The organism is Brevundimonas sp. AVps5 (assembly GCF_058681515.1).
This window is the reverse complement of record NZ_CM178740.1, coordinates 1,736,550-1,761,821: the sequence shown is the minus strand read 5'-3', so window position 1 is coordinate 1,761,821 and position 25,272 is coordinate 1,736,550. Positions and strand designations below refer to the sequence as shown.

The window sequence follows — 25,272 nt, the reverse complement described above, 5'->3', positions numbered from 1 at the left end:
CATTCGAACATAGGGAGGCTTTTGTGAATTCGGCGAACCAGAGTGAGCAGGAAGGGATCGTTGCCATGGATGAGGGAAGATCGACTGAGCCGCTGCACAGAGAGTTGCAGTTGATACACGAAAGATACTTTCGCGATGTGGCCGATGCCTGTGCCGATGCGCAGAGCAGGTCCCTGAGCGTCCAGACCGAATTTCAGCGCAAGCTCGAAAGGGCGTATCAGAGCCAGCAGCCCGAGCTTGTCCGCGACGCACAGGACGAATATCAGCAGATAGTTCAGGCGTTCTACAGTGATACGACGCTGCCGCAGCAATATACGGATGCGTATGACAGGTATAAGGTCGCGTTGAAGAGCCTGATCTCTGAGACCGACATGGGTGATGTGGGCTATGGTGATATCTGGACTCTGGGACAAAGCCTTATGTCGGTTTCGACAACGGCGATGAACTTCCCCTCGCCGAACTCCACCGCGTCAGCTGTCGTCAACGACCCCTTTACGCCCCCGAGCGGAGTCGTCTGAAACGCCACGGAGGAGGTTACGTCGGGGGACTTCAGTATGTCGCGAGTGAATGTTGTTTTCACAGGGATGCCCGGCCTTTTGGCAGCTTTTATCGCCGCCGAGCAGTTGTCTCGCTCCCAGCACGTGGGTGTCTTGATTTCAGCGGCGGCGTACGCGCGCTTTGAGCTATTGGTACGGCGAATTTCGCTTCGTCGCTCATCCGGGGGGGTGGCGGGAAGGATTGAGTATCTAGCCTCATTGGAGAATGCCACCGGTGCCGAAGCCTGGCACTTCACGGCAAGTACCGAATCCGCTCCCGGGCCGCTGCTCGAAGCCCTGCGGCTTGCCTCCATCGGTACGTTGAATCTGGTCGCAACCCCATATTGTGGAGGTCAGCGTTGGCGCTGGATTCTGCCGAGGGGCGAGCCGGTCGCCGACAGCAATCCCATTACGGCCGATTTCCCCGTGATGAGGTCGTTCCGCACGACACTCACGCTTGATGGCGGGCATCCCGACGACATCGCTCAGGAAGGTGTCCTCCATTTCCTGTCCACTCTGTTCGATCTCAAGACGGAAATCGATGAGCGGACGGAGGACCTGTTTGAGTACCGTGGGCTCCGGTGCCAGATATCGCCGAGCGCGCGAGTCAATATAATCAGCACGGAGCAGGCTGCGGCAGTCATAACTGCGATTTCGTGCCGGGCTGGAGCAGGTGACTATGTCGTAGCGAGCGTGGATAGTCTGTCAGCGGAGGATTTCCTCGAACGGGTCGGGGATATTCACGGCGTCACCCTGCTGCCATTGGACGGTAGGGCGCTGTTCTCCGGGCAGCTGACTGCAATCGATGCGCTGTTCGATCGGAGGCTGATGAATTTTGCCGAGCATCTGGGGCAGCCGGACCGTGAAGCAATTGAACAGACTTACGCTGCGGCGGGCATGGCCTCGCTTTCATCTGGCATGGATCCGGCCGAGTTCCATGATCTGGTCGAGGCGGCGCGTCAGACGCATTTATCTGAACAGGGTTCACTCGACTCGCACGCGTCGAGCCCACCGGAAATCCGGACGACCCAGAGTGGCGACCGGGAGTTTTCTTATAGTTTTGCTGGCGTCGACGGCGAGGCGGTGGTGCTGCTCAATGCACTGGGGCAGGGGCCGAAGCCCTTGTCTCGGCTGACAGCGCATCTGAGTCCGCGGTTCCGGGTCCTGAGTTGGCAGCCGGGCGGGCTCGACAATACGGAATCCGAAATCTCGCTTCTCGATCATGTTGCCGACCTGGCGGCAATCGTTGAGCGGGAGGCGCTTGCGGGAGTCCATTTGGTCGGATGGTGCACCGCCCCGAAGATCGCGGCGGAATTCGTCCTGCGCCACCCCGATCGGGTGCGCTCCATGACATTTCTAAATATGCAGGTGAAGTGTCTCGGGAATCCGCTCGATTTCGACACACCGTACGAAGTTGATTTTGAGGCGCTTTTCAGCGATCTGGAGCAAAGGCCGTCGACTGCTTCCTGGATAGCGACGTCGCTGACGTCGCGCGGAAGCGAGCCCGATCCTGACGGTATGGAGACGGAGGCCGACGAGTCCGAGGCCGTTTTGGCGACGATGAACCGCGATCTCCGAATGCCCGTCCTTCGGCCGTTTCGCGACGCAAGCTCGACAATCAGATTTGCCCGCCAGATGACCGACTTCTGGCGCTACGACATTAGCGATGTCGCGGGCCAGGTAGACGTGCCGGTCCTGCTCCTTTCGTCAGAGTATGATCGCATCGCATCGCCCAAAGCGTCGGAATGGGCGCAGGGTCTGTTTCCTCGCGCCCGCCTGGTGCACGCGCCGGGAGCGACCCACTATTTCCTCTATGATCGCGCGGATGTCGTCGCCCGCATGATCGAATGGTTCGTGTCCGGTAACGGGCCGTCCGCAACCTGTGATGGGCGCACATCGCCTGCCGTCCTGAACGGTTCAGCTGAAACGGCCAGATCTTATCGGGCCGAAGTCCGATGAGTACGGGAGAAAAGGATCGGCCGTCCCCCGTGCTTTCGGTGCGTACTGCAGCCCTGTCTCCTGAAAGGCGAGCTCTGCTCGAACGCCAGTTCGGAGCCACGGCGCGGGTTGCCGTTGCTCGCCGCTCTGGGCCTGCGGCGGTAGTTCGGTGCCACGACAGTCCTGGAACCATCTTTGGCTTTGAAGCGGGCGGGGCGGTCCAGGAAGTCAGGTCCGATTTGCCGGTGCGCGTGGAAATCGCGGACCTCGAGGCCGTTTCCACGGAGGAGCGACAGTCCGAAGCGAACCGGCGCGCCTGTCCTGTTTGCGGCAGCGGCAAGCTCGACCGCCAGCCATTGTCGCAGCGGACGGCGCGGGAACTCGATGGCCCCGGCAAGATCGCGCCTGGGACGGAGCCGGAAGAGTTGGGCGGTCACTCCCTCCTGGCGACCCGTGCAATCGACCGCCTGAATGGGGCGTTCCTTGTGTCTCTGTCGAGCCGGGATCTGTTTGAAGATCCGATCGTCTCCGATCCCGACCGCGTCGTGGAACGCGCGCAGGTCGCGGGCGAGCACGCCTATCCGCAATCAATACCACGCATGGCCCGCGGGGCTGCAACGTTCCCTGGGGGCGAACAGCACACACCAGGCCCAATCGCCGGGATTTCCTGCAACCAGTGGGGGCAACATTGGCCACTAACTCTAAGGTAACCGCCAATCCGCGAGACTCCGTTGCCCGGGTGGCGGGGGATGGCGGACGACGTGTCTGTCCCATGTCCTTTGCCCAATCCCGGTTGTGGATTCTTGACCGGTTCCAGCCGGGCAATCCCGCGTACAATATTGCGACATCTGTGCCGCTTTACGGTCGCTTTGACGCGCGAGTTCTTGAACGAACCATCAACGAGATCATCCGGCGGCACGAAGCCCTCAGGACAACCTTCGAGGTGGTCGACGGGCAACCCGCTCAGGTCGTCAAGGCTTCGTTGAATATCCCGCTCACTATGGTGGACCTGAGGTCGCGGTCGGGCGTGGCCCAGGCAGAGGAATTAGACAAGTTCATCTATGCGGAAAGCCGGCGGCCGTTCGATCTCAGAACAGGCCCGTTGCTGCATGCTTCCTTGGTGCAGCTTAATGCGAACCAGAGCTATCTGATGCTGGTAATGCATCATATTGTCTCTGATGGTTGGTCGATGTCGGTGCTCAATCGGGAATTGACCACCATCTACATGGCGTTTCTCAATGGACGCCCCTCTCCACTGCCGGAACTTGCGCTTCAGTATCCGGACTTTGCGGTCTGGCAAGCGGACTGGTTCCGTGGGGAACCCCTGCAACAACAGCTCCGCTACTGGCGCAATCAGCTTTCGGATCTGCGGCCCGTGCTCAATCTTACCACCGATCGTCGCAGGCCGCCGGTGCGGACCAGCAACGGGTCGGTACGCGGATTCACGCTGGATGAGAAACTGTGCGAAGCGCTCAAGGCGCTGGGCAACGAAAACCGCGCCTCGCTTTTCATGACGCTGCTCGCGGCGCTGAAGGTCTTGCTCCACCGATTGAGTGGCGAAACCGACATCGCCATCGGATCGCCGATCGCCAACCGGACCCGTTCAGAACTGGAAGGGTTGATCGGCTTCTTCGTCAACACCCTGGTATTGCGGACGGATCTCTCGGGAGACCCCAGCTTTGTCGAGTTGCTCGTGCGCGAGCGTGACGTGGCGCTGGACGCCTATGGCAATCAGGACATGCCGTTCGAGAAGCTGGTCGACGAACTGCAGCTCGACCGGGACCTGGGCCACAATCCATTTTTCCAAATTCTGTTCGGGGTCCAGAACATCGGAGCAATCGATCGTAGCGCGGCGCCTATCCAGCCGCTCGGATCCCAGATCCTGGCCGGCTCGGTCGGCAACGGCACCGCCAAGTTTGATTTGACGATGTCTGTGGTCGACACGGGAGCCGGGGCGCAAGGATTTCTTGAATTCAACACCGACCTTTTCGACGACTCAACCATCGACACCATGATCGCGCGCTACATTGCGCTGCTGCACCGGATTGTCGAAAGTCCGAACGAAGCGCTTTCCCGCCTCTCCATCTGGATTGCCGACGAGGCGCTGCCCACCGTGGATTCCTCCGACGACGTCGAGGTCGCGGTGGCGCCGACGGAGGCCATGGGCGCGCGCGTCGCCGCCCATGCCGCCCGCGCCCCTACGGCCATCGCTACGATCGAGTCCAATGGTGCGTCCACCTATCTCGAGCTGAACCAACGGGCGAACCGGATCGCGCGAACCTCTTTCCTCGCCCAGCTCAGCGTCGGCAGCACCGTCGCGGTGGCTTGCGGGTCCGGATCAGGGTGGCTCGCGGTCGTCCTGGCGATTCTGAAGGCGGGCCTGGTCTGGGCTCCGATCGACCCCGCCGACGTCGTGAAACCAGGCGGCGGCGCGCTGAACTCCGATCGGACGGAGCGAATGCTGACGGCGCTTGCGCCGGCCTTGGTCGTCGTGGACGACGCTACCGCGTCATGCGTCGGAAAATTCGGCGTAGAGGCGGTCCGGATTGAAGCGCTTTGGAATGAGGCGGAGGGCCAACCCGACGGCGAACTCGAAATCGCCGTAACGCCCGAGGCTCCCGCCGTGGCGCTGGCTCGGGTCGACGGCGCGAGCGAAACAGCCATTACACACGTCAGCCATCGGGTTCTGGGCCGCGCTGGACACGATCGTTTTCTTCGCCTGTCGCCGGAAGATCGCGTCGTTCATCTTTCCAACATCGCTTCCGATTGCGCCCGGTATGAAATCTTCGGCGCGCTGTCCGCCGGGGCGTCGATTGTCTTTGTGCCGCCCGCATTGTCGGTTCGCTCGCGGCGGTTCGCAGCCTTGCTGCAGGACGCCTCCGCTACCGTTCTGTCTCTCGCCATGGCGGATCTGGAACGGCTGAACCGGGAATTTCCGCGATCCCTGCGGAACGTGCGGCTCGTGCTTTCTGCTGAACGGCAGCTGGACTGGGGCGAGCTTCAGCGAACTCTCCCGCCGGAGATACTTCAACGTATTCACATGGTTTCCAGCGACCCGCGCGCGGGCGGATTCTATCTGGTCCAGCCCCTGGCGCTCCTCGATCCGGATGCCGCGGATATTCCGCTCGGAATTCCCGCTTCGGATGTCAAAATCAAGGTTCTGGGAAGCGATTTTGACACCGTGCCGGAACGGGTTCCCGGCGATCTGTACGTGCAGCATCCTGACCTGACCGGTCCTGATCCGGGCTACCGGACGGAAGATTTTGTTCGGCTTGAGGATGGACAGCTGGTCCTCCACGGCGGGATGGACGATGCGCTGCTGACGGGGAATCTGAAGACTTACTTCGCCGAGATCGAGGCCATGCTTTGCGAGCATCAGGCGGTGGATGCGGCGGCGGTTACGGCGAGATCCCGCCAGGGACTGGCCGACCGGGGGTTGGTCGCATTTCTGAAGCTGTCGCAGAACGTTGCCGCTTCCGATCTGCAGGTCTTCTTTAGCGAGCGGCTGCCGGCAAGGCTGATGCCCGTCAGGTTCGAACTCGGGCGAGAGATTCCCCGTGACAGAAAGGGTGCCATTGACCGGCGCGCGTTGGCGGACGCCGGCGCGCGGCTCGACGCCCCAATGGCCAGTGCTGAAGAGTATCTGGCACCCCGCGACAATCTGGAGATCCACCTGACGCAGATCTGGATGGACGTGCTTCACATGGACCTGGTCGGAATCCGCGACAATTTCTTCCGGCTTGGCGGACACTCCCTGATCGCCACGCAAATCGTTGCGCGGATCAATGATACGTTGCAGGTCGAAATACCGCTCCAGCGGCTGTTCGAGGCGCCGACGATCGAGCAGTTGGCTGCGCTGATCAGGCCCTTGGACCGTTCGGATCCCCAACCCCAGGTCATCACCATCGCTCGCGTTGACAGGGACCGGCCGATCCCGCTCTCCTTTGCGCAGCAGCGCCTATGGTTCCTGGATCAGTTCTATCCGAATAGCGCCGTCTACAACATCGTTCTCCCGGTGCACTTCGCTGGTCCGGTCGACGCGACAATGCTCGAAGGCGCGCTCAATGACATCATTGCACGCCACGAGACCCTGCGTACGACGTTCAGTACGGTGGAGGGCGACCCGGTTCAGGTCATTTCCCCGTTGTTGAAAATCAAGATTCCGGTACATGACCTGCGCAAGATACTGGAAAGAAACAGGAAGTCTGAGCTACAGCGCTTGATCACACTGCAAGCGCAGACGCCGTTCGATCTCAAGAACGGACCAGTCTTGCGTGGCAAGCTTATATGCTTGTCCAATAACGATAATTTGCTCCTCATGACCATTCATCACATCGCAGCCGATGGCTGGTCGATGGAGATAATTTCCAGGGAGCTTCTTGAACTGTACGACGCCCGGCGCAACCGCAGGCCTTCGTCGTTGCCCGATCTGCCGATCCAATATGCGGACTTCGCCTGCTGGCAGCGCCGGTATTTGTCCGGCCCACTACTGCAGCGCGACACAACCTATTGGAAAGAGAAACTCAAGGGCATGCCGCCCGTTCTCGACCTGCCAGCGGACCGACCGAGACCGGCGATGCAATCCTTCACCGGGGGCATGTATATGTTCGCCTTGCCCGCGTCGCTCCTGAAGAGCGTCAAACGCTTCTCCGAGCGGGAGCAGGTAACCCTTTTCACGACGTTGCTGTCGGCGTTCTATATTCTTCTTTATCGATATACCGGCCGGGAAGACCTGGTGGTGGGCTCCCCGATCGCCAATCGGGTGCGTCCGGAACTTGAAGGGTTGATCGGCTTTATTACAAACACCCTCGTGCTTCGCACCCAGTTTACGGCGAATTCCTCATTCCGCGCTCTGGTGTCGGAGGTGCGTGAGGTGACGATGGAAGCCTTCACACACCAGGGCATTCCGTTCGAGAGGTTGGTCGAGGAGATCCAGCCGGAGAGAAACCTCTCGTACAACCCACTCTTCCAGGTAATGCTCGCCCTGCAGAACACCGGCCGCCCTGTGGAAGTCGGCGGCGCGCCAGACGGGGAGACGCCCACGCTGAGCGCAGGCGTCTCCAAATTCGACTTGACGCTGTTCCTGTCGGAAACGGCGAAAGACTTCAGTGCCGGAATTGAATATAATTCCGATCTGTTTGACCTGTCGACGGTTGAACGTTTAGCGGGACACTTCAGCGCCTTGCTCACCGCGGCGCTGGACGAGCCGGACCGTCCGATATGGTCCCTGCCGATGCTTCTGCCAGCCGAGACGACCGCACTCGCAGACTGGAACGACACTGAAGACCCGACCCATGCGGAAGTCTGCCATGTGCTGTTCGAGAAGCAGGCGGAGTTGCATCCCGACGACGTCGCGCTCGTTGTTGGAGGGGAAAAGACGACCTACAGGGCGCTCAATTCCCGCGCCAATGCCCTGGCGCATCGCCTGAGCAAGCTTGGGGTGAAGCCGGGGGCCCGCGTCGCGATCTGTATCGAGCGTGGCGTGGATCTGATCGTCGCCCTGATCGCGACGCTAAAGGCGGGGGCGGCCTATGTCCCGATCGACCCCGCCTACCCGAAAGAGCGCATCGCCTTCATGGTGGCGGATGCGGATGTCACGCTCGTGTTGACCCAAAGTTCGCTGAGCGGGGAATTGCCGGGAGCGTCCGCTACGCTCGTCGCCGTCGATGCGTTCAAGACCCCGGTCGTCGCTCGCGACAATCCGGACGTACCCGTTGCCGCCGACAGCCTCGCCTATGTCATCTATACTTCCGGATCGACGGGCAGGCCGAAGGGCGTTGTGATGCAGCATGGCCCGCTCGCGTCGCTGATCCGCTGGCAAATCGCTCGATCCGCGCTGCCCAGGGGCGCGCCCACCTTGCAATTCTCGTCGTTGAGCTTCGACGTCTCGTTTCAGGAGATCTTTTCGACCTTGGGCGCAGGTGGAACGCTCGTACTCATCAATGAGGACCAACGCCGGGATCCGCCCGCGTTATTGGAATTGCTGCACAAGGAAGACGTACGGAGGCTCTTCATGCCGTATGTCGCGCTCCAGCAGCTGGCGGAGCACGCTCGGCACGCTCCCGCCCTTCCCCAATCGTTGACAGAGCTGATCACGGCCGGCGAACAACTCCAGGTCACGCCGCAGATCGCCGAAATGACCGCCCGGCTCGGCGCCAATCTGTACAATCAATACGGGCCCACTGAGTCCCATGTCGTTACCGAACTCGAGCTCACTGGCGCGCCCAGCGACTGGCCGGCGCGCCCGTCGATTGGCCGAATGATCCCCAATGCGAAGGTTCAGATTCTCGACCCGTATGGGCAGCAATGCCCGATCGGCGTTCCCGGCGAGCTTTGCATTGGCGGTGCCGCGCTGGCTTGCGGCTATCTGGAACAGCCTGCCCTGACGGCCGAGCGGTTCATCCCTGACGCCCAGAACACGAACGGAGGACGGCTGTATCGGACAGGCGACCGCGCGCGCTTTTTGGCGAACGGAGAGCTCGAGTTCCTCGGACGGTCGGACCAGCAGGTCAAGATTCGCGGCTACCGTGTCGAGCTTGGCGAGGTCGAGGTCGCGCTGCGGACACATCCGTCGGTCCAGGAGGCGGTCGTGGTTGCGCGCGAAAGCCGCGGCGAGCTTCGTCTGGTTGGGTACATTCAGGCCGATGCGGAATCGTCGGTGTCCACCGAGGACCTCCGGGCGCACCTTCGAGCCATCTTGCCCGAACACATGATCCCGACGTCGCATGTCATCATGGGATCGCTGCCGCTTACGCCGAGTGGCAAGCTCAGCCGCAGCAATCTGCCCGATCCGCAAGAGGCAGCGTCCAGTCCCGGCATTGGGGCGGTCCCGAGCACCCCCGTGGAAATCACGTTGGCGCGCCTGTGGTGCGAGATTCTTGAGGTGGAGACTGTCGGCGTCAAAGACAATTTCTTCGAACTGGGGGGGCACTCGCTGTTGGCCACGCGCGTCATTTCGCGGATCAGGGACGAGTTCGGGGCCGACCTGCCGGTCCGCCTCATGTTCGATAATCCGACAGTCGAAGCGCTGGCGATTGCGACGGTCGAAGCGATGCTCAAGACAGGGGGAGACGATCAGATCGCCCACGTGCTCGCGGACCTCGAGCAAATGCCAGAGGGGGGCACCACAGCCTGACTTGATGGTCGCCCTCCAGCGGGGCTGGCTCGCCGCTTCTCACTCTGCCGCATTGAAAACTGGCGCTGAACATAGAGCCTGGCGAACAGGTCGGAAAACCGGAGAGGCGACTTCGATATGGCAACGACTTGCCCCAAAACGGCACTCGGATCAGGCGAAGTCCTGCTCTATCGCGCTGAGGTGCCGCCGCTCTCTCGCGCTATGATCGCTCGCCTGAGCGCGAAGCTGGACCGCCACGAGCAGGACCGCGCCGACCGTTTTGTCTTCGAAACGGATCGAGCGGTATTCGTCGCCGCACACGCACTAATTCGGCATGCGCTAGGCATGATATTTGAAGGAGGCGCGCTTCATTTTCGTACCGATGCCTACGGAAAGCCAGAACTCGACCTTGATTTCGAGCATGGCGTCCACTTCAACCTTTCTCATACCCGCGGGATGGTCGTTTGCGCCATTTGCCGCGATCATCCCGTTGGGGTGGATGTCGAGGCAATGGATCGAAGCGTCGATTTCGAGATGCTGGCCGAGCAATACTTTGCCACCCGGGAATACGAACTGATCGTCGAAGCCGCACCACAACATCGCGCAGAAATATTCTTCCGTCTCTGGACTCTGAAGGAGGCCATGTTGAAGGCCGTCGGCATCGGACTTGCGGTGCCGCTGCGAGAGTTCGCGTTTTCCCTCGAGCCCGGGACTTCGAAGATGCAGCTCGCGCGAGTAGAGGCGGCCTCGGAATGGCAGGTTAGCGAATATGCGCCGACCGCCGTCCATCGCTTGGCGCTCGCCGTCCGTCGGTCACCCGCGCAACCCGTCAAGGTCATCAGCCAGCTGTTTCCCCTAGAGAAACTGGCATGACCGGTGCTGTCAGGCGAACGCTAAAAGGTCTCCGGTATTTGTGGCGTAAGCCACTGACGGGGATCATATTTCGTGAAGTCGATTTCGTTCAGGCGCCACCGGTTTCCGGCGGACGTGATCCGCCACGCCGTGTGGCTGTACTTCCGTTTCAGCCTCAGTTTTCGTGACGTCGAGGAGCTGCTGGCGCAACTTGGGATCGACGTCAGCTACGAGACGATCCGGTGCTGGACCATCAAGTTCGGCCCCTTGATCGCCCGGCGGCTGAAGAGGTGCTGTCAGGCGAACGATAGAAGGTCTCCGGTAATTGTGGCATAAGCCACTGACGGGGATGATATTTCGTGAAGCCGATTTCGTTTAAGCGCCACCGTTTTCCGGCCGATGTGATCCGGAATGCCGCATGGCTGTACTTCCGTTTCAGCCTCAGCTTTCGCGATGTTGAGGAGTTGCTGGCGCAGCGGGGGATCGACGTGAGCTACGAGACGATCCGGTGCTGGACGATCAAGTTCGGACCGCTGATCGCCAGGCGATTGAAGAAGCAGCGGGGCCCGCCGTCCCCACGCTGGCACCTGGACGAGATGGTCTGCAACATCGGCGGCAAGCGGATGTTTCTGTGGCGAGCCGTCGATGACGAGGGCGAGGTCCTCGACGTCCTGGTCCAGCGCCGGCGGGACACAGCGGCCGCGTTGAAGCTGCTCAGGCGGCTCCTTCACAACCAGCCGGTGGAGCCGCAAACGATCACGACGGACGGCCTGGCATCATACGGCGCGGCACTGGATCAGCTGGATTTGCGCCACTTGCATCGACCGGGCCGGCTTCGGGAGAACAATCGGATCGAGAACTCTCACCTGCCGATCCGACGACGAGAGCGACAGCAGCAGTTGTTCAAATCCCAAGCCTCAGCTCAGATATTCCTCACCACCCACGCAGCGATCTACAACACCTTCAACACCCAACGACATCTGATCAGCAGACCCACACTTCGCCGCTTCCGTGCTGATGCTGATGCCGCATGGGCGGCGGCGGTTGCCTGAAGGGCGGCCGGGTAGGGGGCTTCGACCTGGCCAAGTTAACCTGTCAGGCCCTCGTCACTTCAATCCAAATTCACCCTTGCAGCGCAGGGGCCGTCCACAGATGACAGCGCCGTTCGCGCGAGCATGAACTCCAAACGAGTTTCACTGCTTTCGATCGTGCTGGCCTCAATCCATCCTGACCGTTTGTAGAATGCTTCGGCTCGCGAGCCCTTTTCGGTGCAAAGCGACAATTGAAGCAGCCGCTTTTCCCGAGCCCAACTGACCATCCGATCAAGCAGCGCTTGGCCGACGCCACGACCTTCTGAGCCTGGATCGACAAATAGGGCCCATATCGTGGCCTCAGCCGCATCGACGGCGCCGAAGCCGACCATGGCCTTATCGACCTCTGCGACCCATGCGCTGAGCGTCTCCACATAAGGAAGGTAAGACGCCACAGTGATCTGCCGAGGGTCCGAAAGGCGGTTTTCCAGCACCGACTGCCGCAGGCGATGCATCGCGGCGATGTCCGAGGGGTGAGCCAGGCGAACTTTCATGGTCGTTCTCCAGGTTCTGCGACGGACTGACCTCGGTTCGAGGTCGGAGCCAAGGGATGTATCGCGAGGCTGGAGGCGAGGAGATCAAAGACGGTCCGCACTTTCAAACTGGTACGAAGATCGCGGTGAGTGACTAGCCAGACCGGGAAGGAGAGGGGCGGGAGTTGAGGCATCAGGCGTCGTATCGTGGGATCGGATTCGCCGACACGAAGGGTCATGATCCCAACCCCTGCGCCGGCCCTGACCATGGCCCATTGAGCCAGATGAGATTCGGAAACGATCCGCATGTTTTGCTCGGAGATAGGGAAGCCCAGATCACGCAGGCCCTTCAATAGCCAGTTCTGGCCGGGGTAGCCGATCATATCGACGCCCTCCATGTCCGCGGGCCGAGTGGGCTCGCGGTGGCGCGAAAGCCAGTCCACCGATGCGAAGAAGCCGCCTTCGTCGGATCCGAGCCGTTTCACAATTAGATCGGGATGCTCCGTGGGATAGCTCCGCACGGCGATGTCGGCCTCGCGTCGCCTCAGGTCCGTCCGGTCATTGGCCACCACGATCTCGATCGAAAGTCCGGGGTGCCGCCGCGTGATGTCGGCGACAACTTCCGGCAGTAGCGTGGTGGCGTAGACGTCGCTGGCGGAAATCGCCACCGATCCTTGGACAGTCTGGGTGCGGCCGTCCGCCGCGAGGCTTGTCCGTGAGGCGGCCTCGCCCATCCCCCGGACATGATCCAGCAGCTCGAGCCCTGCCTGGGTCACGATGAGACCGCGTCCCGCGCGTTCGAAAAGCACGACGCCGAGGGTCTTCTGGAGGGCTTCTACCTGACGACTCAGGGTGGGCTGACTGAGTTCGAGCGCTTCGGCGGCTCGCGAAAGAGAGCCGAGTTCCGCCGTCGCCAGGAACGCCCGCGCGTGGTTCCAGTCGAATCGCAGCGGTCGCCAATCAATACGTTCTTGCATAGGTCTTTTTCATCCATGGCTCTGGCGAAGGCAATCGGAGGTCGGGCATCGTATTGGCAAGGAGACCAGACATGTCGATACTCGCGCGCGCATCAGGCCAAACGACAGACCCTGCGGCCCGGCCTAAACCGGGTTGGCGAACGGCGACCGTCGCACTGTCCGCGATCATTCTGGCAGGGCTGATACCGATGCTGGAGGTGAACGACAGCCACTTGTTCAACCCCGAATGGCCAGCCCATGCGCGATTTCACGAAGCTTGGCAGCTCCTGACAAACGCGGCCCTGGCGCTTGTCGCGCTCTGGCTCGCCATCGTGCGCGGACACGAACGGCTCGCCGCGGGTCTCAGCCTGGTCGTGGTGGGTGCCCTCGTTGTCGCTTGGGGGCTCAGCGGGATTTACGGCGGAGAGATTGCGCGTCCGGGCGGCGACGGTCCGCAGGTCTTCGGCATGGATCTGTCTGCTGTGATCATGTCGATACTGGCGATCGCGCTGCTCGCAGCGGTCTGGCCCGAGACACGGACACGTATGCGCCCATGAATGGAAGGGTTTGATCGAGTGTTTCCGTCCCGACGCCGGCCGATCGGGTTTCGGCCTGTCGGCGGTCCAAGGTGCCGCTGGAATTGAACCGCTCAAGCCCACTCTTTACAAGAGGTGTTATGGTTCACTATAACACCAATATCGCGGCTTGGCTGCGCGGAATTGTGGGGGCGTCCGGAAGGGACGATGGACTCAGAGTGGAACGACAGTCAGCCGATCTACCGCCAGATTCGCGATCGCGTGGTCGCCTTGATGCTCGACGGAATTCTCAAGGACGGCGATTTGCTTCCCTCGGTGCGAACCGTAGCGACAGAGAGCCGGGTCAATCCGCTGACTGTTCTCAAAGCCTACCAGCAGCTGGTCGAGGAGCAGCTCGTGGAGAAGCGGCGCGGCGTCGGCATGTTCATCAGCCCAGGTGCCCGGGACCAGTTGCTTCGGGCAGAGCGCCAGAAGTTCCTGGTGGACCAGTGGCCGGAGATCCGCGCGACAATCCAGCGACTGGACTTGGCGCAGGAACTGCTAGGCGACCAGGCGGCTGTTTCGACTTCATCCAAACGATCCGGGAATTGAGCGCATGACCTGTGTGCGCGCACGCGGCCTCCGAAAGGCCTTCCGAGACACCGTCGCCCTCGCCGGCGTCGATCTCACCGTTGAGGAAGGCCGAATCGTCGGCCTGATTGGACCAAACGGCGCGGGCAAGAGTACCGCCCTGGAGGCCATCGTTGGTCTCACGTCCTGCGAAGGCGAACTGCTGGTCATGGGTCGCGACCCGTGGCTCGCGCGCGACCGGTTGATGCTTGACGTCTGCTTCATCTCCGACGTGTCGGTGCTGCCACGCTGGCTGCGGGTGCACCAGGCGCTCGAATACATGGCAGGCGTTCACCCCCGCTTCGACCGAGCCAAGGCGGAGGGCTTTCTGGCCCGAACGACCATCTCTCTGACCAGCAAGGTGCGCGACCTGTCCAAGGGCATGGTTACCCAGCTGCACCTGGCGCTGATCATGGCGGTGGATGTGAAGCTGCTGGTGCTGGACGAACCGACGCTGGGTCTGGACATCCTGTTCCGAAAACAGTTCTACGACTCGCTGCTAAGCGACTATTTCGACGGAAACCGCACCATCCTCGTCGCAACGCACGACGTCGCCGACGTTGAGCACATCCTGACCGACGTCGTGCTTATGGATCGTGGCCGCGTCGTGCTCGATGCCAGCATTGAGGACGTCGCGACCCGCTACTGGGAGGTGGTCGTGGCGCCGGAGCATCTGGCTGCCGCTCGCGCGTTGCGGCCGCTTCACGAGCGCCAGCTGATTGGCCGAAGCATCCTGCTGTTCGAGGGGCAAAGTCGTGACCACCTCGCCCCACTCGGCGAGGTCCGCTCGCCCGGTCTGGCCCAGATCTTCGTCGCCTTGATCGGCGCGGGGATCGTGGCGACAGAGGTGGCGGCATGAGCCTCGAACCTCAAGCCCTGCCTCACGCACCGACCGCGCGCAGCGCCCGGCGCTTGCCTGCCCAAGCGCGCGTTCTGACGTTCTATTGGCTGGTGCGGCGCGAGCTGTGGGAGCACCGCGCGGTCTATATCGCGCCCGCCGCCATCGCCATCTTGGGGCTCGTCGGACTTCTGATCCGTTCGCTGGTCCAGCCGAACAGCGAGCGCGCCGCGCTGCTTGTCGATGCGGTTCTGGCCAATGGCCTGATGGGGTCGTACAAATTCCTGGCTGGCACGGTGCTCTTCACTGGCATCGTCGCCGCCTCGCTCTACAGCCTGAGCGCATTGTACGGCGAACGGCGCGACCGCAGCATCTTGTTCTGGAAATCACAGCCGGTTTCCGACCGAATGACCGTGCTTTCCAAAGCGGCGATCCCGCTGGTCGTCATGCCGATGATCGTGTTCGCGATCGTTGTCGGCGTTCAGCTTGTTTTGCTGGCTTCCACAAGTCTGATCTGGGTGGGGAACGGCCTCGATCCGCGGGCGATGTGGGCACGGTTGAGCTTGCCTTTCCATTGGCTGATGCTGGGCTACGGCCTGTCGTTCATGGCCCTGTGGCATGCGCCCCTATTCGCCTGGTTGCTGCTGGTCTCGGCTTGGGCGCGCCGCATGCCCTTGCTGTGGGCGGTTGCGCCATTAGCGGCGATCGCGATCGTCGGGCGGTTGGCGCTGGGTTCAAACACAGCCCTGAGCTGGCTGCAGCATCGGCTCGTCGGCGGCTTCTTGGGGTTCTTCACCATCGAAAGCCGGGGCGAGACGCCGGTCAGCCGCCTGGCCGACCTCGATCCGTTTCGGCTGTTCGGTCAGCCCGGCGTGTGGATCGGCTTGATAGTCGCCGCCTCTTTTCTCGCCGCCGCCGTCACAGTGCGCCGCTGGCGCGGACCGATGTGAGGGAGGACGACCACGCCTGTCACACGCCCGAGGCCGGCAGCATCCAGCTTACCGTCTCCGGGGCAGAACCTTCCTGCCATCAACTCTTCCGCCCGACTACCTCAATCCCGTCCCACCGCGGACTGGAGCGAGTTGAGCGGCCTGGAGCGAAAGCAAACTGAGAATACCCATGACGATAACCCAAGGTCAGAATCCAGATCGTCGCCCGCGGGTTAAACAACCGGGTGCGGCGGAGCGACCCAAGCTGAATGCTGAAAAAGTTCTGTCAGCGTCCACGATCTTCTGGTTCGTCATCGCGGCGACCGGCCAGGCGTTCTTCGCGATCTATATCGCCCTCTTTTACGGCGGGACCTCGCTCCGCGGGGAGGTGCAGGCATGGAACGAGGTCGTTCCCGGCCGGGTTGTCGCCGGCGACACAGTGGGCTTTCTCGCCATGGCGGCCCATGTTGCGCTGGCGTTCGTCGTCACGGTGGCCGGACCGCTTCAGCTGATACCCCGCCTTCGCGCGCGGCTTCCCGCGCTCCATCGCTGGACCGGGCGTATCTATGTCGGGCTGGGGTTTATCATCAGTCTTGGCGGTCTCTACCTGATCTGGGGGCACCGTGACGCGGACGATACACTTCTTGGGTCGTCGCCGCTGACCCTGAACGCGCTCATGATAATGTTTTTCGCCTGGATGACGTTGAAGAACGCGCTGGCGCGGCGGATCGACGTTCACCGGCGCTGGGCTTTGAGGCTGTTCCTGGCCATGAGCGGCGTCTGGTTCCTTCGGGTCGGCGTGATGATCTGGATCATGGCGATGGGAACCGAGGGTCTGGGGGGGCGGCTCGAAGGCCCCGTCGGTACCTTCCTCAAGTTCGCCTGCTATCTCCTGCCGCTGATGACCCTGGAGCTCTACTTCGCGGCTCGGCGTCAGAGGTCGGCCGCGCCGAAATGGGCCATGGCCGGGGTGATCGCGGCCCTAGCCCTGTTGATGGGGGGCGGCATCGGCATGGCGGTTCTCGTGTTCTGGCTGCCGCACATCTGACGATGACGGTCTGCGGGACGATAAACTGTCGCGGCCCATGCGGGGTGAGCCAACGAAAACAGAAATGAAACTCTGTTATTCAGTTGTGACTACTTCTCGAATGAACAATGATTCATTAATAAGAAGTAACTTGCAAGTAAGAAGCTAAAACTGACACACTATTCCCTAGTAAATGTGTATTTGAAAACTAGGGGTTAGCCAATGAAGAGTTCCAGATTGTTCCTGCTTGCGGGCACGGCGCTTGTGACCACCGCGGGGGGCGCTTTCGCGCAGACAGCGCCCCCCGCGGCCGGGCAGGTGCCGGTCACGCCGGTCCAGGCTCAGGACGGTCAGACCGCCCCGGCGGCCGCGACAACGATCGGCGACGTCATCGTCACTGCACGTACGAGTGAAGTCCGGACCTCGATCGATGCAACCAGCTATAGCCTGGCCAACGATCTGCAGGCATCGAGCGGAAGCTTGGCCGACGCCTTGCGCAATGTCCCGTCGGTCGATGTGGACGCGCAGGGCAACGTCTCCCTGCGTGGCGACCCCAATGTCACCGTCCTTGTGGACGGGAGGCCTTCAGGGGTTCTGACCGGCGAAGGCCGGGCCCAGGCGCTCTTGCAACTGTCGGCCGGCGGGTACAGCCGCATTGAGGTCATGACCAACCCGTCGGCGGCCTATAGTCCGGAGGGCTCGGGCGGCGTCATCAACCTGATCACACGTCCAAACGTGGTCAGAGAGGGCGCGACCGTAACGGGATCGGTCCGCGCCAATGTGGGCGACAATGGTCGCTGGAACGTCGGCGCCAACGGAACCTGGGCGCAGGGCGGGCTGACGCTCTCGGGGGACCTGAACCTCCGCAAGGACCTGGTCCTGATAGAGACCGATCGCCTGCGTGAACGGCTGGACCCGGGGACGGGCGCCCTCATCGAGACAATCCGCCAGACCCAGGACGTGGACGGCGACAACGACGTCCAATCCGCGCGCCTCAGCGCGCAATATGACGTCGACCCGGGATTAACGGTCAGCGCCGAGTTCAGGGGCACGCTGATCGATAACGAGGCGAACCCCGTCGAAACCTACGAGACGGCCGACGCGGCCGGCGCACTGACCGGCCGCTACGTCCGCGATCGGGACGTTGTTCTCGACGGGGACAGCGTCGGCGTGACCTCGCGCGTTCTGCGCAAATTCTCGGGCGAGGGCCATGAGTGGTCGAACGAACTTCGCGCGGACCGCAGTACCAACGACTTCTTGCTAGGGGCTGTATACGACTTTGAACTGCCTGCCGCCCAGGATGTCTTCGAGCAGTCCTACATACGCGCCGACCAGACTCTCATGGGCCTGACCAGCGCCTACGTCCGCCCGTTCGGCGAGGGGGGAAAGCTTCGTGCCGGCTATGAGTTTGAGAGCCGTGACGTCAGGCTGGACAATGAGACAAGCCGGGGGCCGACCCCATCGACACTCGTGCCCGATCCGTCGGTCACCAACCAGTTCCAGGCGGAGCAGGCCGTGCACGCGGCCTACGTCACTCTGGAACGCCCCTTCGGCGAACTGACAGCCCAGTTGGGCCTCAGGCTCGAATATGCCGACATCCGTCTGAATCAGATCACGACGGGTGTTCGCTCGGACCAGAACTACTTCCGCGCCTACCCCACCCTGCATCTCGGCTACCAACTGACGGATGCCCAACAACTCAAGGCCAGTTACAGCCGCCGGATCCAGCGGCCGTCACCGGGGCTGCTCAACCCTTTCACCACCTACCAGGATCCGCTGAACAGACGGTCCGGCAATCCGGACCTCGCTCCACAAGAGACCGACGCCTTCGAGGTCATGTGGCAGATGCGGGAGGGCCAGACCTTCTACCAGGCGACGGCCTACTTCCGCGACACGCAGAAGGCCTTCACGGATGTGGTCACCGACGCTGGCGGTTTCCTGCTTGCCCGGCCGGAGAATCTCGGGTCACGACGAGACACGGGGGTCGAGTTCGTCGCCAACGGTGCGCTGCATGCGACGCTGAAATACAGCGCCAGCGTCAACGTGTTCCGACAGGAAATCGAGGCTGGCGGCCTGGTCGCGGATGCAAGTCGTTCGGCGACTATGGTCGCGGGTCGCGCCAACCTCAACTGGCAGCCGACGCCCGAGGATTTCCTGCAGGTCTCGGCCATCTGGCCGGGTGACGTGCTCCAGGCCCAAGGGGTCAAGGAAACGGGATCGACGATCAACCTCGGCTATCGCCACACGCTGACGCCGAAACTCGCCTTCCAGGCGACGGTGCGGGATGTCTTCAGCACCTACGGGGACACGAGCGCCTACGAGACCTCGACCTTCCGGGACCGCAGCGAGCGAAGCTACGGCGGTCGTGCCTGGTACGTCGGTCTGACCTACACCTTCGGCCAGACACCCAGGCGAACGGCTGAGCCGCAGTTCGACTTCCAGGCTCCGCCGAGCGGCGGGTGAACGGCAAAAGCGCAGGAGAGACCTTCCATGTTCGACAGTCTCAATCGCTCGGTCCGGCGGCGGCGACGCTGGCTGGGCGCTGCGCTGATCGCCGCAGCAGGCTTGAGCGCCCGGCCCGTCCTTGCACAGGACATGTTTGGAGCGCTGGAGGCCCAGGGCGCTTTCGCCGATCAGCAGAACTACGCCGCCAGCCTGCATGCCTACTACGGGGGCGGGCAGTTCGATGAGCTGGAGGACGACGGACCGACCTACTCGGGCCCCGGCCTGACAGCGGAAGAAGCTGAGCGTTTCGCGCGCGAGCAACGCGAGCGTGAGGCTGAGCGACAAGCTGCGTATGACAAATGGAGAACCGGAAGCTGGGATTTCTTCCAGGGCCGGGAGGAGGTGCTGTCAGGCGAACGATAGAAGGTCTCCGGTATTTGTGGCGTAAGCCACTGACGGGGATCATGTTTCGTGAAGCCGATTTCGTTCAAGCGCCACCGGTTTCCGGCCGACATCATCCGCCATGCCGTCTGGCTGTACTTTCGCTTCAGCCTCAGTTTTCGTGACGTCGAGGAGCTGCTGGCGCAACGCGGGATCGACGTCAGCTATGAGACGATCCGCTGCTGGACGATCAAGTTCGGCCCTTTGGTCGCGAGGCGGCTGAAGCGCCGTCGACCAGTTCCATCGCCTCGCTGGCACCTTGATGAGATGGTCTGTTCGATCGGCGGAAAGCGGATGTATCTGTGGCGGGCTGTCGATGACGAAGGCGAGGTCCTCGACCTCTTGGTCCAGCGCCGGCGGGACACGGAGGCCGCGTTGAGGCTTCTCCGTCGCCTGTTACACAACCAGCCGGTCGAGCCGAAGACGATCACGACGGACGGCCTGGCCTCATACGGCGCGGCTCTGGATCAGCTGGATCTGAGGCATCTGCACCGGCCGGGTCGGCTTCGGGAGAACAATCGGGCGGAGAACTCCCACCTCCCGATCCGACGACGAGAACGGCAGCAGCAGCGGTTCAAATCCCAGGCTTCAGCCCAGAGATTCCTCACCACCCATGCGGCGATCTACAACACCTTCAGCATCCAGCGCCATTTGATCAGCAGACCCACACTTCGCCGCTTTCGCGCCGATGCTGATGCCGCTTGGGCGGCCGCCTTTGCCTGATCGGGCTGCGGGGGAGGGGGCTTTCGACTTGGCGAAATTGCCCTGACAGCGCCTCCGCCTCAGCATCAAAGGCGCGATCGGTAAGGATGAGAGTCACCGTCACCCGCCACTGTAGATTGGCAGGAAGGCGATCTCATCGCCCGATTTCAGCGCCGGGTCCTCCGTCGAAATCGTATGGTTGACAGCGGCCCGGACGCCGGGCGCGACCAGGCCATCGCCCAGCCTGGGATCCACCAACGCAAGTGCCTCGATGAGTGCCGAAAGCGTCCCGGTGAAGTCCATCTCGCGTTCACGCCAGCCAGCGCGGTCGGCCAGATGACCCAATAGCAGGACCTTCACCATTCTACCCTCCCGTGACCGACATATGCCGCGCCAGGTTGGGTTGAGCCAACCGAGCCAAGGTAAAGTCGTGCCCCTCGATCTTACCTCGGATCGCGGACCGGATTAGCTCAGCGAGCTCGTCGTCACCCGCTCCAGCCCGGAGCGGGGTTCGTAGATCGGTGAAGGCCTCGGCGCCCAGGCAACCGAAGAGCTCGCCCTGCGACGTCAGCCGGACGCGATTGCAGTCGCCGCAGAAGCCGTGTGTCAGTGGTGTGATGAACCCTAGCCTCCCGCCTGTCTCGGCCACCCGGACATAGCGTGCGGGTCCATTGGTGCGATCGGGCAGAGGCGTGAGTGTCCAGCGCGCCTCCAAGGCCTTGCGGACATCGGTCAACGGCAGGAATTGAGCCGTGCGGTCTTCGTCCGCATACCCCAGTGGCATGGTCTCGATCAGCGCGAGGTCGAACCCCTCGCCATGGGCCCATGCGATCAGTTCGGGGATCTCATCGGCGTTGTCCTGGCGCAAGGCTACGGTGTTGATCTTGACTGCCAACCCCGCCGCCTTCGCGGCAGCCAGACCGTCGATGACCTTGCCAAGGTCGCCGCCTCGAGTGATCCGGGAAAAACGGGCCGAGTCCAGGGTGTCCAGGGACACGTTCACCCGGCGCACGCCGGCGTCGAACAGCGGTTGGGCATGCCTGGCCAGATGCGTCCCGTTGGTGGTCATCGTGAGTTCTTCCAGCCCGTCACCAAGGTCGGAGCCCAGCGCTCGCACCAGGTCCAGCGCGCCCGGACGAAGCAGTGGCTCGCCTCCGGTCAGCCGGATGCGATTGACGCCCAGGCTGATGAACAGACGCGAAAGCCGAGCCAGTTCGTCGAGACTGAGCGTCTGGGCCTTGGGCGCGAAGGTCATGCGGGCGGGCATGCAATAGGTACAGCGCAAATCGCAGCGGTCAGTCACCGAGACGCGGAGGTAGGTGATGGTCCGTGAAAACCCGTCCACCATCCTTGCCTGTCCTTCAGCCGTCGTTTCAGAAATCAGAGGGCGGGCGGGGCGCGCGCTGACAGGGATGTGAGCCGTAGTCCCCGGGAATGAAATCTTGTCGGTGATGCGGTTCTTCATGGCTGCTCATGTATCAGACGTGCTGGAGTCGCCGTCAGTTGACGCCCAAAGGCGCCCGGCAAAGTTGGCGCAGGTCGCCGGCGGGATGGTGTTTCGTGAAGCCGATCTCGCGCAAACGTCACTTGGTCAGCAGACCCGCCCTTTATTGTTCCCGCACCGGGCTCTTCAAGGGCGATGGGTGTCTTGATCCCGTTCGGGGTATTGGCAGTGAAAGGCTCGATCCGGCGTTCAACCATTCCTATGTTTCTCACAAGATTTTCATGAGGGTTTCGGGCGCGGTTTCAGAGTGCTCAGAAGCCCGTAACAGTTCGCCGAGGATGTCCGGATGCTTGCGCTCGCGGCCGCCGGAGGAATGCCCACGGGCGTTCCCGAGGCGGAGGCTTGTCCAGCGCGCCCACTCAAAGAGGCGAGACCACCGGTTCATTGAGCCGTTGACGCGAGGATTTGTTTCGCCTCCTCGGCCACCGCAGCAAGTTCCTCTTCAGTTACACCAAAGTTCAGGGCGCGCCGTCGGGCCTGGTCCATCGACTCCGGCGAGCCGGCCTTCACAGCACATGCAAACGACAGGATCGTCGCTGTTTGAGCCTCAAAGCTGCGCCCTTCGAAGGCGGCGTCGATTTCTGCCCACGTTAGTCCCGATGCACGCCCCTCCCATTCGAGCCCGACCAAGGTCTTGAGACATCCACAGTCACCCAGCAATGCCATCTTTAGCTGTGCGCGGACGCGCGCCCGAGACCCCTCAGACATGGGCGGATCGGTACTTCTGGCCCAGGGCCCAGGGTGCTGCGCCGTGGCCAGTGATCAATGGGGCAGTGGTATGGACCTGATCGCCGCCGCAGCAGAAGCGGCGTACCGCGCCCCTACTGCTGTCGCCGGTGGTTTTTGTGTGTGTCATCTTGCTTCTGGAAATCCGTGAAAGCGAGCCGGTAATTCTCAAATGGTCGGCTCTGGACTGTGGGGTCAGGCGAGCTGGATTGCGCCGACCAGAGCCAGGCTGGCCAGCAAAACGCTGCTGAGGACGAAGCCGACTGCAAGCCTCACGGGCTCGCTGCGATCGGATTTCGGCGGCTGGCGAGGATCGGGAAGCGTCCCCCAATGCTCCCTGGCCAGCGGAGTACCGTCTCTGTATTCGGTGTATTCGCGCATCACTGGACTTCCGTATTCAGGTTAGCCGGCAAGGTCAGCGCCGCCAGCTTCAACGGCCCGGCGGCGAGCGAGCCGCAGAAGTCCGCTGCCGTTAACGTCAACCTATCGCCGAACAGTCGTGCGGATTGCTGGGCCTCGCAGTTGGATGTGATGCGCCTGGCAAACCTGCTGGTCACGGTGGAGCGGCGCGGGGCCTGACCCTCGATCGGACGTGAACCGATGTCTTCGTTGGGAAGCTGGACGCCAATCCAACCTGTAGCGACTCCAGAAAGGGGAGCTTTCAGGGGCTCGGCTATCGCAGAAGCCAAGGCCGCCCCGAGTCCTGCAGCAAGGTCGATACATATTGGGGTCGTCCTCATGCGCGGTCTCCATCTGGCGCCAGGTTCGGCGTGCAGTTGGAAATAGGCCGAGGAGGGAGGCGAGATAATCCGGTAAATCCGGAATGGATTGTTCCTGCTCGTGGAATTAAGTCAGTTGATCAATCTGTTCGCTCGCAGGCGGTCTACGGCCAGATCGACAAAGGCGCGAACCTTGGCAGATGCCCTGCGGCCTTCAGGGTGCACGACGTGGACGGGCAGCGGATCTTCTTCGAACTCGGATAAGATCGTCTGCAGTTCACCGTCGATCAGAGACTGGCCTATCTGATACGAAAGTGGCCGTGACAGCCCCCACCCTTGCTTGGTTGCCTTGATCATCGCGGCATAGGTGCTGAGCGAAAGGCGGGGAGCGATCCGCACCATTGATTTTGCCGAACTGCCAAAGCGCCAGTCGAGCGAAGACCAGGATGACGAGCTTGCGATTATCCGGTGAGCCTCAAGCTCAGCCGGGGTCTTTGGGATACCGTTCCGTTCGAAATAGCTTGGCGCGCCACACACAACCCTGCGGACGGCCCCGACGCGGATGGCTGTGAAGCTGGAGTCAGCCAACTCGCCAATCCGGATACCAACGTCGAGACCTTCGTCGACCATATTCACGATCCGGTCCACAAAGAGCGCCCGGATGTTCACCTCAGGGTTCTGGTCGAGATACTCGGTCAGTATGGGGGTGACAAAATCCTGTCCGAACAAAACAGACGCTGTCACCGTCAGGGTGCCCGTCGGCGTTGCATAGGATCCGCCCGCCGCAGCCTCTGCTTCTGATATGTCGCTTAAAATGCGCCGACAATCATCAAGATAGCGCGCCCCCGCTTCGGTCAGTTTCACAGATCGTGTTGTCCGCGTGAGGAGGCGGGCGCCGATCTGGTCCTCGAGCGCTGCAACGGCGCGTGTCACCGCCGGTGGGCTCATGTTCAACTGCCGCGCCGCCTCCGCAAAGCCGTTCGCTTCTGCGACCTTGACGAACACTCGCATGGCATTCAGCCGCGCCATCGTTGATGTCTCCAAAGCGAATTTTGTCGCTCTTATACATATAATTCTGTTTTTCGGAATGGTGATTTCCGCCCTTCCGTACTTCTGACCATGACCCGATCAGGCCCATCTGGGGCCAGGCCGGATACGATGTTCGGCGGCATTTCTCAGAAGGACTCGAGCATGAAACTCTACTTCCACCCGATTTCCGGTCACTCCCACCGGGCGCGGCTGTTCCTTTCCCTGATTGGCGCCGATGTGGAAATCGTTACCGTCGATTTGACCAAGGCCGAACACAAGACGCCGGACTACCTGGCCAAGGACCGCTTCGGTCAAGTGCCGGTGCTGGAAGACCAGGGCGTATACATCGCCGACTCCAATGCAATCATGGTCTATGCCGCCAAGAAATTCGGCCGTACCGAATGGTTGCCCGAGGATGCGCTGGGCGCAGCCAGGGTGCAGCGCTGGCTGTCAGTCGCAGCGGGACACATCGCGTTTGGTCCTGGCGCAGCTCGCCTGATCACAATCTTCAAGGCCGGGTTCAACCCGGAGGAAGTGATCAATCGCTCGCATGCAATCCTGAAGCTGATTGAGGCAGAGCTTGAAGGCCGTGAATGGATCGCCGCTGACCGCGCCACCATCGCCGACATCGCGCTCTACAGCTACATCAAGACTGCGCCCGAAGGTAACGTCGACCTGTCTGACTATGCGAACGTCAACCAGTGGCTGGCCCGTATCGAAGCGCTGCCGCACTTCGTCGAGTTCGGCAGGACTGCGGTCGGCCTGAACGCCTGATCTGCAAGCCCCGGGACTGTCGGACGACAGTCC

The 25,272-nt window shown here is 62.0% G+C and carries 23 protein-coding genes and 1 pseudogene; 16 read left to right on the top strand and 8 right to left on the bottom strand.

Annotation, left to right across the window (positions count from 1 at the left end; all coding sequences use genetic code 11):
* Window positions 1-23 precede the first annotated feature (23 nt).
* From ACW18A_RS09115 to ACW18A_RS09085, 7 genes and pseudogenes are all read left to right on the top strand, one after another.
* Window positions 24-518: a hypothetical protein gene (locus ACW18A_RS09115; RefSeq protein ID WP_492021412.1), complete on the top strand. Its 495-nt coding sequence runs from the start codon at window positions 24-26 to the stop codon at window positions 516-518.
* Window positions 519-554: 36 nt separating this feature from the next.
* Window positions 555-2,495 carry an alpha/beta fold hydrolase gene (locus ACW18A_RS09110; protein WP_492021411.1) on the top strand — a complete coding sequence of 647 codons (1,941 nt, stop codon included), beginning with the start codon at window positions 555-557 and terminating at the stop codon, window positions 2,493-2,495.
* Window positions 2,496-2,719: 224 nt separating this feature from the next.
* Window positions 2,720-3,184, top strand: coding sequence for a phosphopantetheine-binding protein (locus ACW18A_RS09105; RefSeq protein WP_492021410.1), 465 nt, complete (start codon window positions 2,720-2,722; stop codon window positions 3,182-3,184).
* A gap of 62 nt (window positions 3,185-3,246) precedes the next feature.
* Complete coding sequence (locus ACW18A_RS09100) at window positions 3,247-9,609, top strand: amino acid adenylation domain-containing protein (protein ID WP_492021409.1); 6,363 nt, start codon at window positions 3,247-3,249, stop codon at window positions 9,607-9,609.
* A 117-nt stretch (window positions 9,610-9,726) separates the two neighbouring features.
* Complete coding sequence (locus ACW18A_RS09095) at window positions 9,727-10,461, top strand: 4'-phosphopantetheinyl transferase family protein (protein WP_492021408.1); 735 nt, start codon at window positions 9,727-9,729, stop codon at window positions 10,459-10,461.
* Between the two features lie 72 nt (window positions 10,462-10,533).
* Window positions 10,534-10,731, top strand: a pseudogene (locus ACW18A_RS09090) (IS6 family transposase); the annotation flags it as partial.
* 68 nt (window positions 10,732-10,799) lie between these two features.
* On the top strand, window positions 10,800-11,492 hold the full coding sequence (locus ACW18A_RS09085; protein WP_492021407.1) for an IS6 family transposase: 693 nt from the start codon (window positions 10,800-10,802) through the stop codon (window positions 11,490-11,492).
* A gap of 59 nt (window positions 11,493-11,551) precedes the next feature.
* Here ACW18A_RS09085 and ACW18A_RS09080 read toward each other — a convergent pair whose 3' ends face one another.
* Entirely contained in the window at window positions 11,552-12,025 is a 474-nt protein-coding gene (locus ACW18A_RS09080) for a GNAT family N-acetyltransferase (protein ID WP_492021406.1), read from the bottom strand.
* Window positions 12,022-12,981, bottom strand: coding sequence for a LysR family transcriptional regulator (locus ACW18A_RS09075; RefSeq protein ID WP_492021405.1), 960 nt, complete (start codon window positions 12,979-12,981; stop codon window positions 12,022-12,024). The genes ACW18A_RS09080 and ACW18A_RS09075 overlap by 4 nt, the downstream gene beginning before the upstream one ends.
* A gap of 71 nt (window positions 12,982-13,052) precedes the next feature.
* Between ACW18A_RS09075 and ACW18A_RS09070 the strand changes: the two genes are divergently transcribed.
* From ACW18A_RS09070 to ACW18A_RS09035, 8 genes are all read left to right on the top strand, one after another.
* Window positions 13,053-13,517, top strand: coding sequence for a hypothetical protein (locus ACW18A_RS09070; RefSeq protein WP_492021404.1), 465 nt, complete (start codon window positions 13,053-13,055; stop codon window positions 13,515-13,517).
* Window positions 13,518-13,703: 186 nt separating this feature from the next.
* Window positions 13,704-14,087: a GntR family transcriptional regulator gene (locus tag ACW18A_RS09065; RefSeq protein ID WP_492021403.1), complete on the top strand. Its 384-nt coding sequence runs from the start codon at window positions 13,704-13,706 to the stop codon at window positions 14,085-14,087.
* A 4-nt stretch (window positions 14,088-14,091) separates the two neighbouring features.
* Window positions 14,092-14,964 carry an ABC transporter ATP-binding protein gene (locus ACW18A_RS09060; RefSeq protein ID WP_492021402.1) on the top strand — a complete coding sequence of 291 codons (873 nt, stop codon included), beginning with the start codon at window positions 14,092-14,094 and terminating at the stop codon, window positions 14,962-14,964.
* On the top strand, window positions 14,961-15,893 hold the full coding sequence (locus tag ACW18A_RS09055) for a hypothetical protein (RefSeq protein ID WP_492021401.1): 933 nt from the start codon (window positions 14,961-14,963) through the stop codon (window positions 15,891-15,893). Before ACW18A_RS09060 ends, ACW18A_RS09055 begins: the two co-directional genes overlap by 4 nt.
* A 169-nt stretch (window positions 15,894-16,062) precedes the next feature.
* Window positions 16,063-16,920, top strand: coding sequence for a DUF2306 domain-containing protein (locus ACW18A_RS09050; RefSeq protein ID WP_492021400.1), 858 nt, complete (start codon window positions 16,063-16,065; stop codon window positions 16,918-16,920).
* 216 nt (window positions 16,921-17,136) lie between these two features.
* Window positions 17,137-19,362, top strand: coding sequence for a TonB-dependent receptor domain-containing protein (locus tag ACW18A_RS09045; RefSeq protein WP_492021399.1), 2,226 nt, complete (start codon window positions 17,137-17,139; stop codon window positions 19,360-19,362).
* A gap of 27 nt (window positions 19,363-19,389) precedes the next feature.
* The gene (locus tag ACW18A_RS09040; RefSeq protein WP_492021398.1) at window positions 19,390-19,767 is read left to right on the top strand and encodes a hypothetical protein; all 378 of its coding nucleotides are present in this window, start codon (window positions 19,390-19,392) and stop codon (window positions 19,765-19,767) included.
* 48 nt (window positions 19,768-19,815) lie between these two features.
* Window positions 19,816-20,508 (top strand): IS6 family transposase, encoded by a 693-nt coding sequence (locus ACW18A_RS09035; protein ID WP_492021397.1) that lies wholly within the window; start codon window positions 19,816-19,818, stop codon window positions 20,506-20,508.
* Between the two features lie 99 nt (window positions 20,509-20,607).
* On the opposite strand, the gene ACW18A_RS09030 is transcribed toward ACW18A_RS09035, so the two are convergent.
* From ACW18A_RS09030 to ACW18A_RS09005, 6 genes are all read right to left on the bottom strand, one after another.
* Entirely contained in the window at window positions 20,608-20,850 is a 243-nt protein-coding gene (locus tag ACW18A_RS09030; RefSeq protein WP_492021396.1) for a MoaD/ThiS family protein, read from the bottom strand.
* 1 nt (window position 20,851) lies between these two features.
* Complete coding sequence (gene moaA / locus ACW18A_RS09025; RefSeq protein WP_492021395.1) at window positions 20,852-21,952, bottom strand: GTP 3',8-cyclase MoaA; 1,101 nt, start codon at window positions 21,950-21,952, stop codon at window positions 20,852-20,854.
* A gap of 420 nt (window positions 21,953-22,372) precedes the next feature.
* Window positions 22,373-22,657, bottom strand: a complete 285-nt coding sequence (locus tag ACW18A_RS09020) for a hypothetical protein (RefSeq protein ID WP_492021394.1) — start codon at window positions 22,655-22,657, stop codon at window positions 22,373-22,375.
* A 255-nt stretch (window positions 22,658-22,912) separates the two neighbouring features.
* Window positions 22,913-23,098: a hypothetical protein gene (locus ACW18A_RS09015; protein ID WP_492021393.1), complete on the bottom strand. Its 186-nt coding sequence runs from the start codon at window positions 23,096-23,098 to the stop codon at window positions 22,913-22,915.
* On the bottom strand, window positions 23,098-23,457 hold the full coding sequence (locus ACW18A_RS09010; protein ID WP_492021392.1) for a hypothetical protein: 360 nt from the start codon (window positions 23,455-23,457) through the stop codon (window positions 23,098-23,100). The genes ACW18A_RS09015 and ACW18A_RS09010 overlap by 1 nt, the downstream gene beginning before the upstream one ends.
* 111 nt (window positions 23,458-23,568) lie before the next feature.
* Window positions 23,569-24,465 carry a LysR family transcriptional regulator gene (locus ACW18A_RS09005; protein ID WP_492021391.1) on the bottom strand — a complete coding sequence of 299 codons (897 nt, stop codon included), beginning with the start codon at window positions 24,463-24,465 and terminating at the stop codon, window positions 23,569-23,571.
* A 162-nt stretch (window positions 24,466-24,627) separates the two neighbouring features.
* Here ACW18A_RS09005 and ACW18A_RS09000 point away from each other — a divergent pair, with 162 nt between their 5' ends.
* Window positions 24,628-25,239, top strand: coding sequence for a glutathione S-transferase family protein (locus ACW18A_RS09000; protein WP_492021390.1), 612 nt, complete (start codon window positions 24,628-24,630; stop codon window positions 25,237-25,239).
* Window positions 25,240-25,272: the final 33 nt, after the last annotated feature.

What these genes read in the sequence shown, in the direction of transcription:
- ACW18A_RS09110 (WP_492021411.1), top strand. Translation starts at nt 555, where the DNA reads ATGTCGCGAGTGAATGTTGTTTTCACAGGGATGCCCGGCCTTTTGGCA.
- ACW18A_RS09100 (WP_492021409.1), top strand. Translation starts at nt 3,247, where the DNA reads ATGTCCTTTGCCCAATCCCGGTTGTGGATTCTTGACCGGTTCCAGCCG.
- ACW18A_RS09095 (WP_492021408.1), top strand. Translation starts at nt 9,727, where the DNA reads ATGGCAACGACTTGCCCCAAAACGGCACTCGGATCAGGCGAAGTCCTG.
- ACW18A_RS09080 (WP_492021406.1), bottom strand. Translation starts at nt 12,025, where the DNA reads ATGAAAGTTCGCCTGGCTCACCCCTCGGACATCGCCGCGATGCATCGC.
- ACW18A_RS09075 (WP_492021405.1), bottom strand. Translation starts at nt 12,981, where the DNA reads ATGCAAGAACGTATTGATTGGCGACCGCTGCGATTCGACTGGAACCAC.
- ACW18A_RS09070 (WP_492021404.1), top strand. Translation starts at nt 13,053, where the DNA reads ATGTCGATACTCGCGCGCGCATCAGGCCAAACGACAGACCCTGCGGCC.
- ACW18A_RS09065 (WP_492021403.1), top strand. Translation starts at nt 13,704, where the DNA reads ATGGACTCAGAGTGGAACGACAGTCAGCCGATCTACCGCCAGATTCGC.
- ACW18A_RS09060 (WP_492021402.1), top strand. Translation starts at nt 14,092, where the DNA reads ATGACCTGTGTGCGCGCACGCGGCCTCCGAAAGGCCTTCCGAGACACC.
- ACW18A_RS09055 (WP_492021401.1), top strand. Translation starts at nt 14,961, where the DNA reads ATGAGCCTCGAACCTCAAGCCCTGCCTCACGCACCGACCGCGCGCAGC.
- ACW18A_RS09050 (WP_492021400.1), top strand. Translation starts at nt 16,063, where the DNA reads ATGACGATAACCCAAGGTCAGAATCCAGATCGTCGCCCGCGGGTTAAA.
- ACW18A_RS09040 (WP_492021398.1), top strand. Translation starts at nt 19,390, where the DNA reads ATGTTCGACAGTCTCAATCGCTCGGTCCGGCGGCGGCGACGCTGGCTG.
- ACW18A_RS09030 (WP_492021396.1), bottom strand. Translation starts at nt 20,850, where the DNA reads ATGGTGAAGGTCCTGCTATTGGGTCATCTGGCCGACCGCGCTGGCTGG.
- moaA (WP_492021395.1), bottom strand. Translation starts at nt 21,952, where the DNA reads ATGAAGAACCGCATCACCGACAAGATTTCATTCCCGGGGACTACGGCT.
- ACW18A_RS09020 (WP_492021394.1), bottom strand. Translation starts at nt 22,657, where the DNA reads ATGGCATTGCTGGGTGACTGTGGATGTCTCAAGACCTTGGTCGGGCTC.
- ACW18A_RS09015 (WP_492021393.1), bottom strand. Translation starts at nt 23,098, where the DNA reads ATGCGCGAATACACCGAATACAGAGACGGTACTCCGCTGGCCAGGGAG.
- ACW18A_RS09010 (WP_492021392.1), bottom strand. Translation starts at nt 23,457, where the DNA reads ATGAGGACGACCCCAATATGTATCGACCTTGCTGCAGGACTCGGGGCG.
- ACW18A_RS09005 (WP_492021391.1), bottom strand. Translation starts at nt 24,465, where the DNA reads ATGGCGCGGCTGAATGCCATGCGAGTGTTCGTCAAGGTCGCAGAAGCG.
- ACW18A_RS09000 (WP_492021390.1), top strand. Translation starts at nt 24,628, where the DNA reads ATGAAACTCTACTTCCACCCGATTTCCGGTCACTCCCACCGGGCGCGG.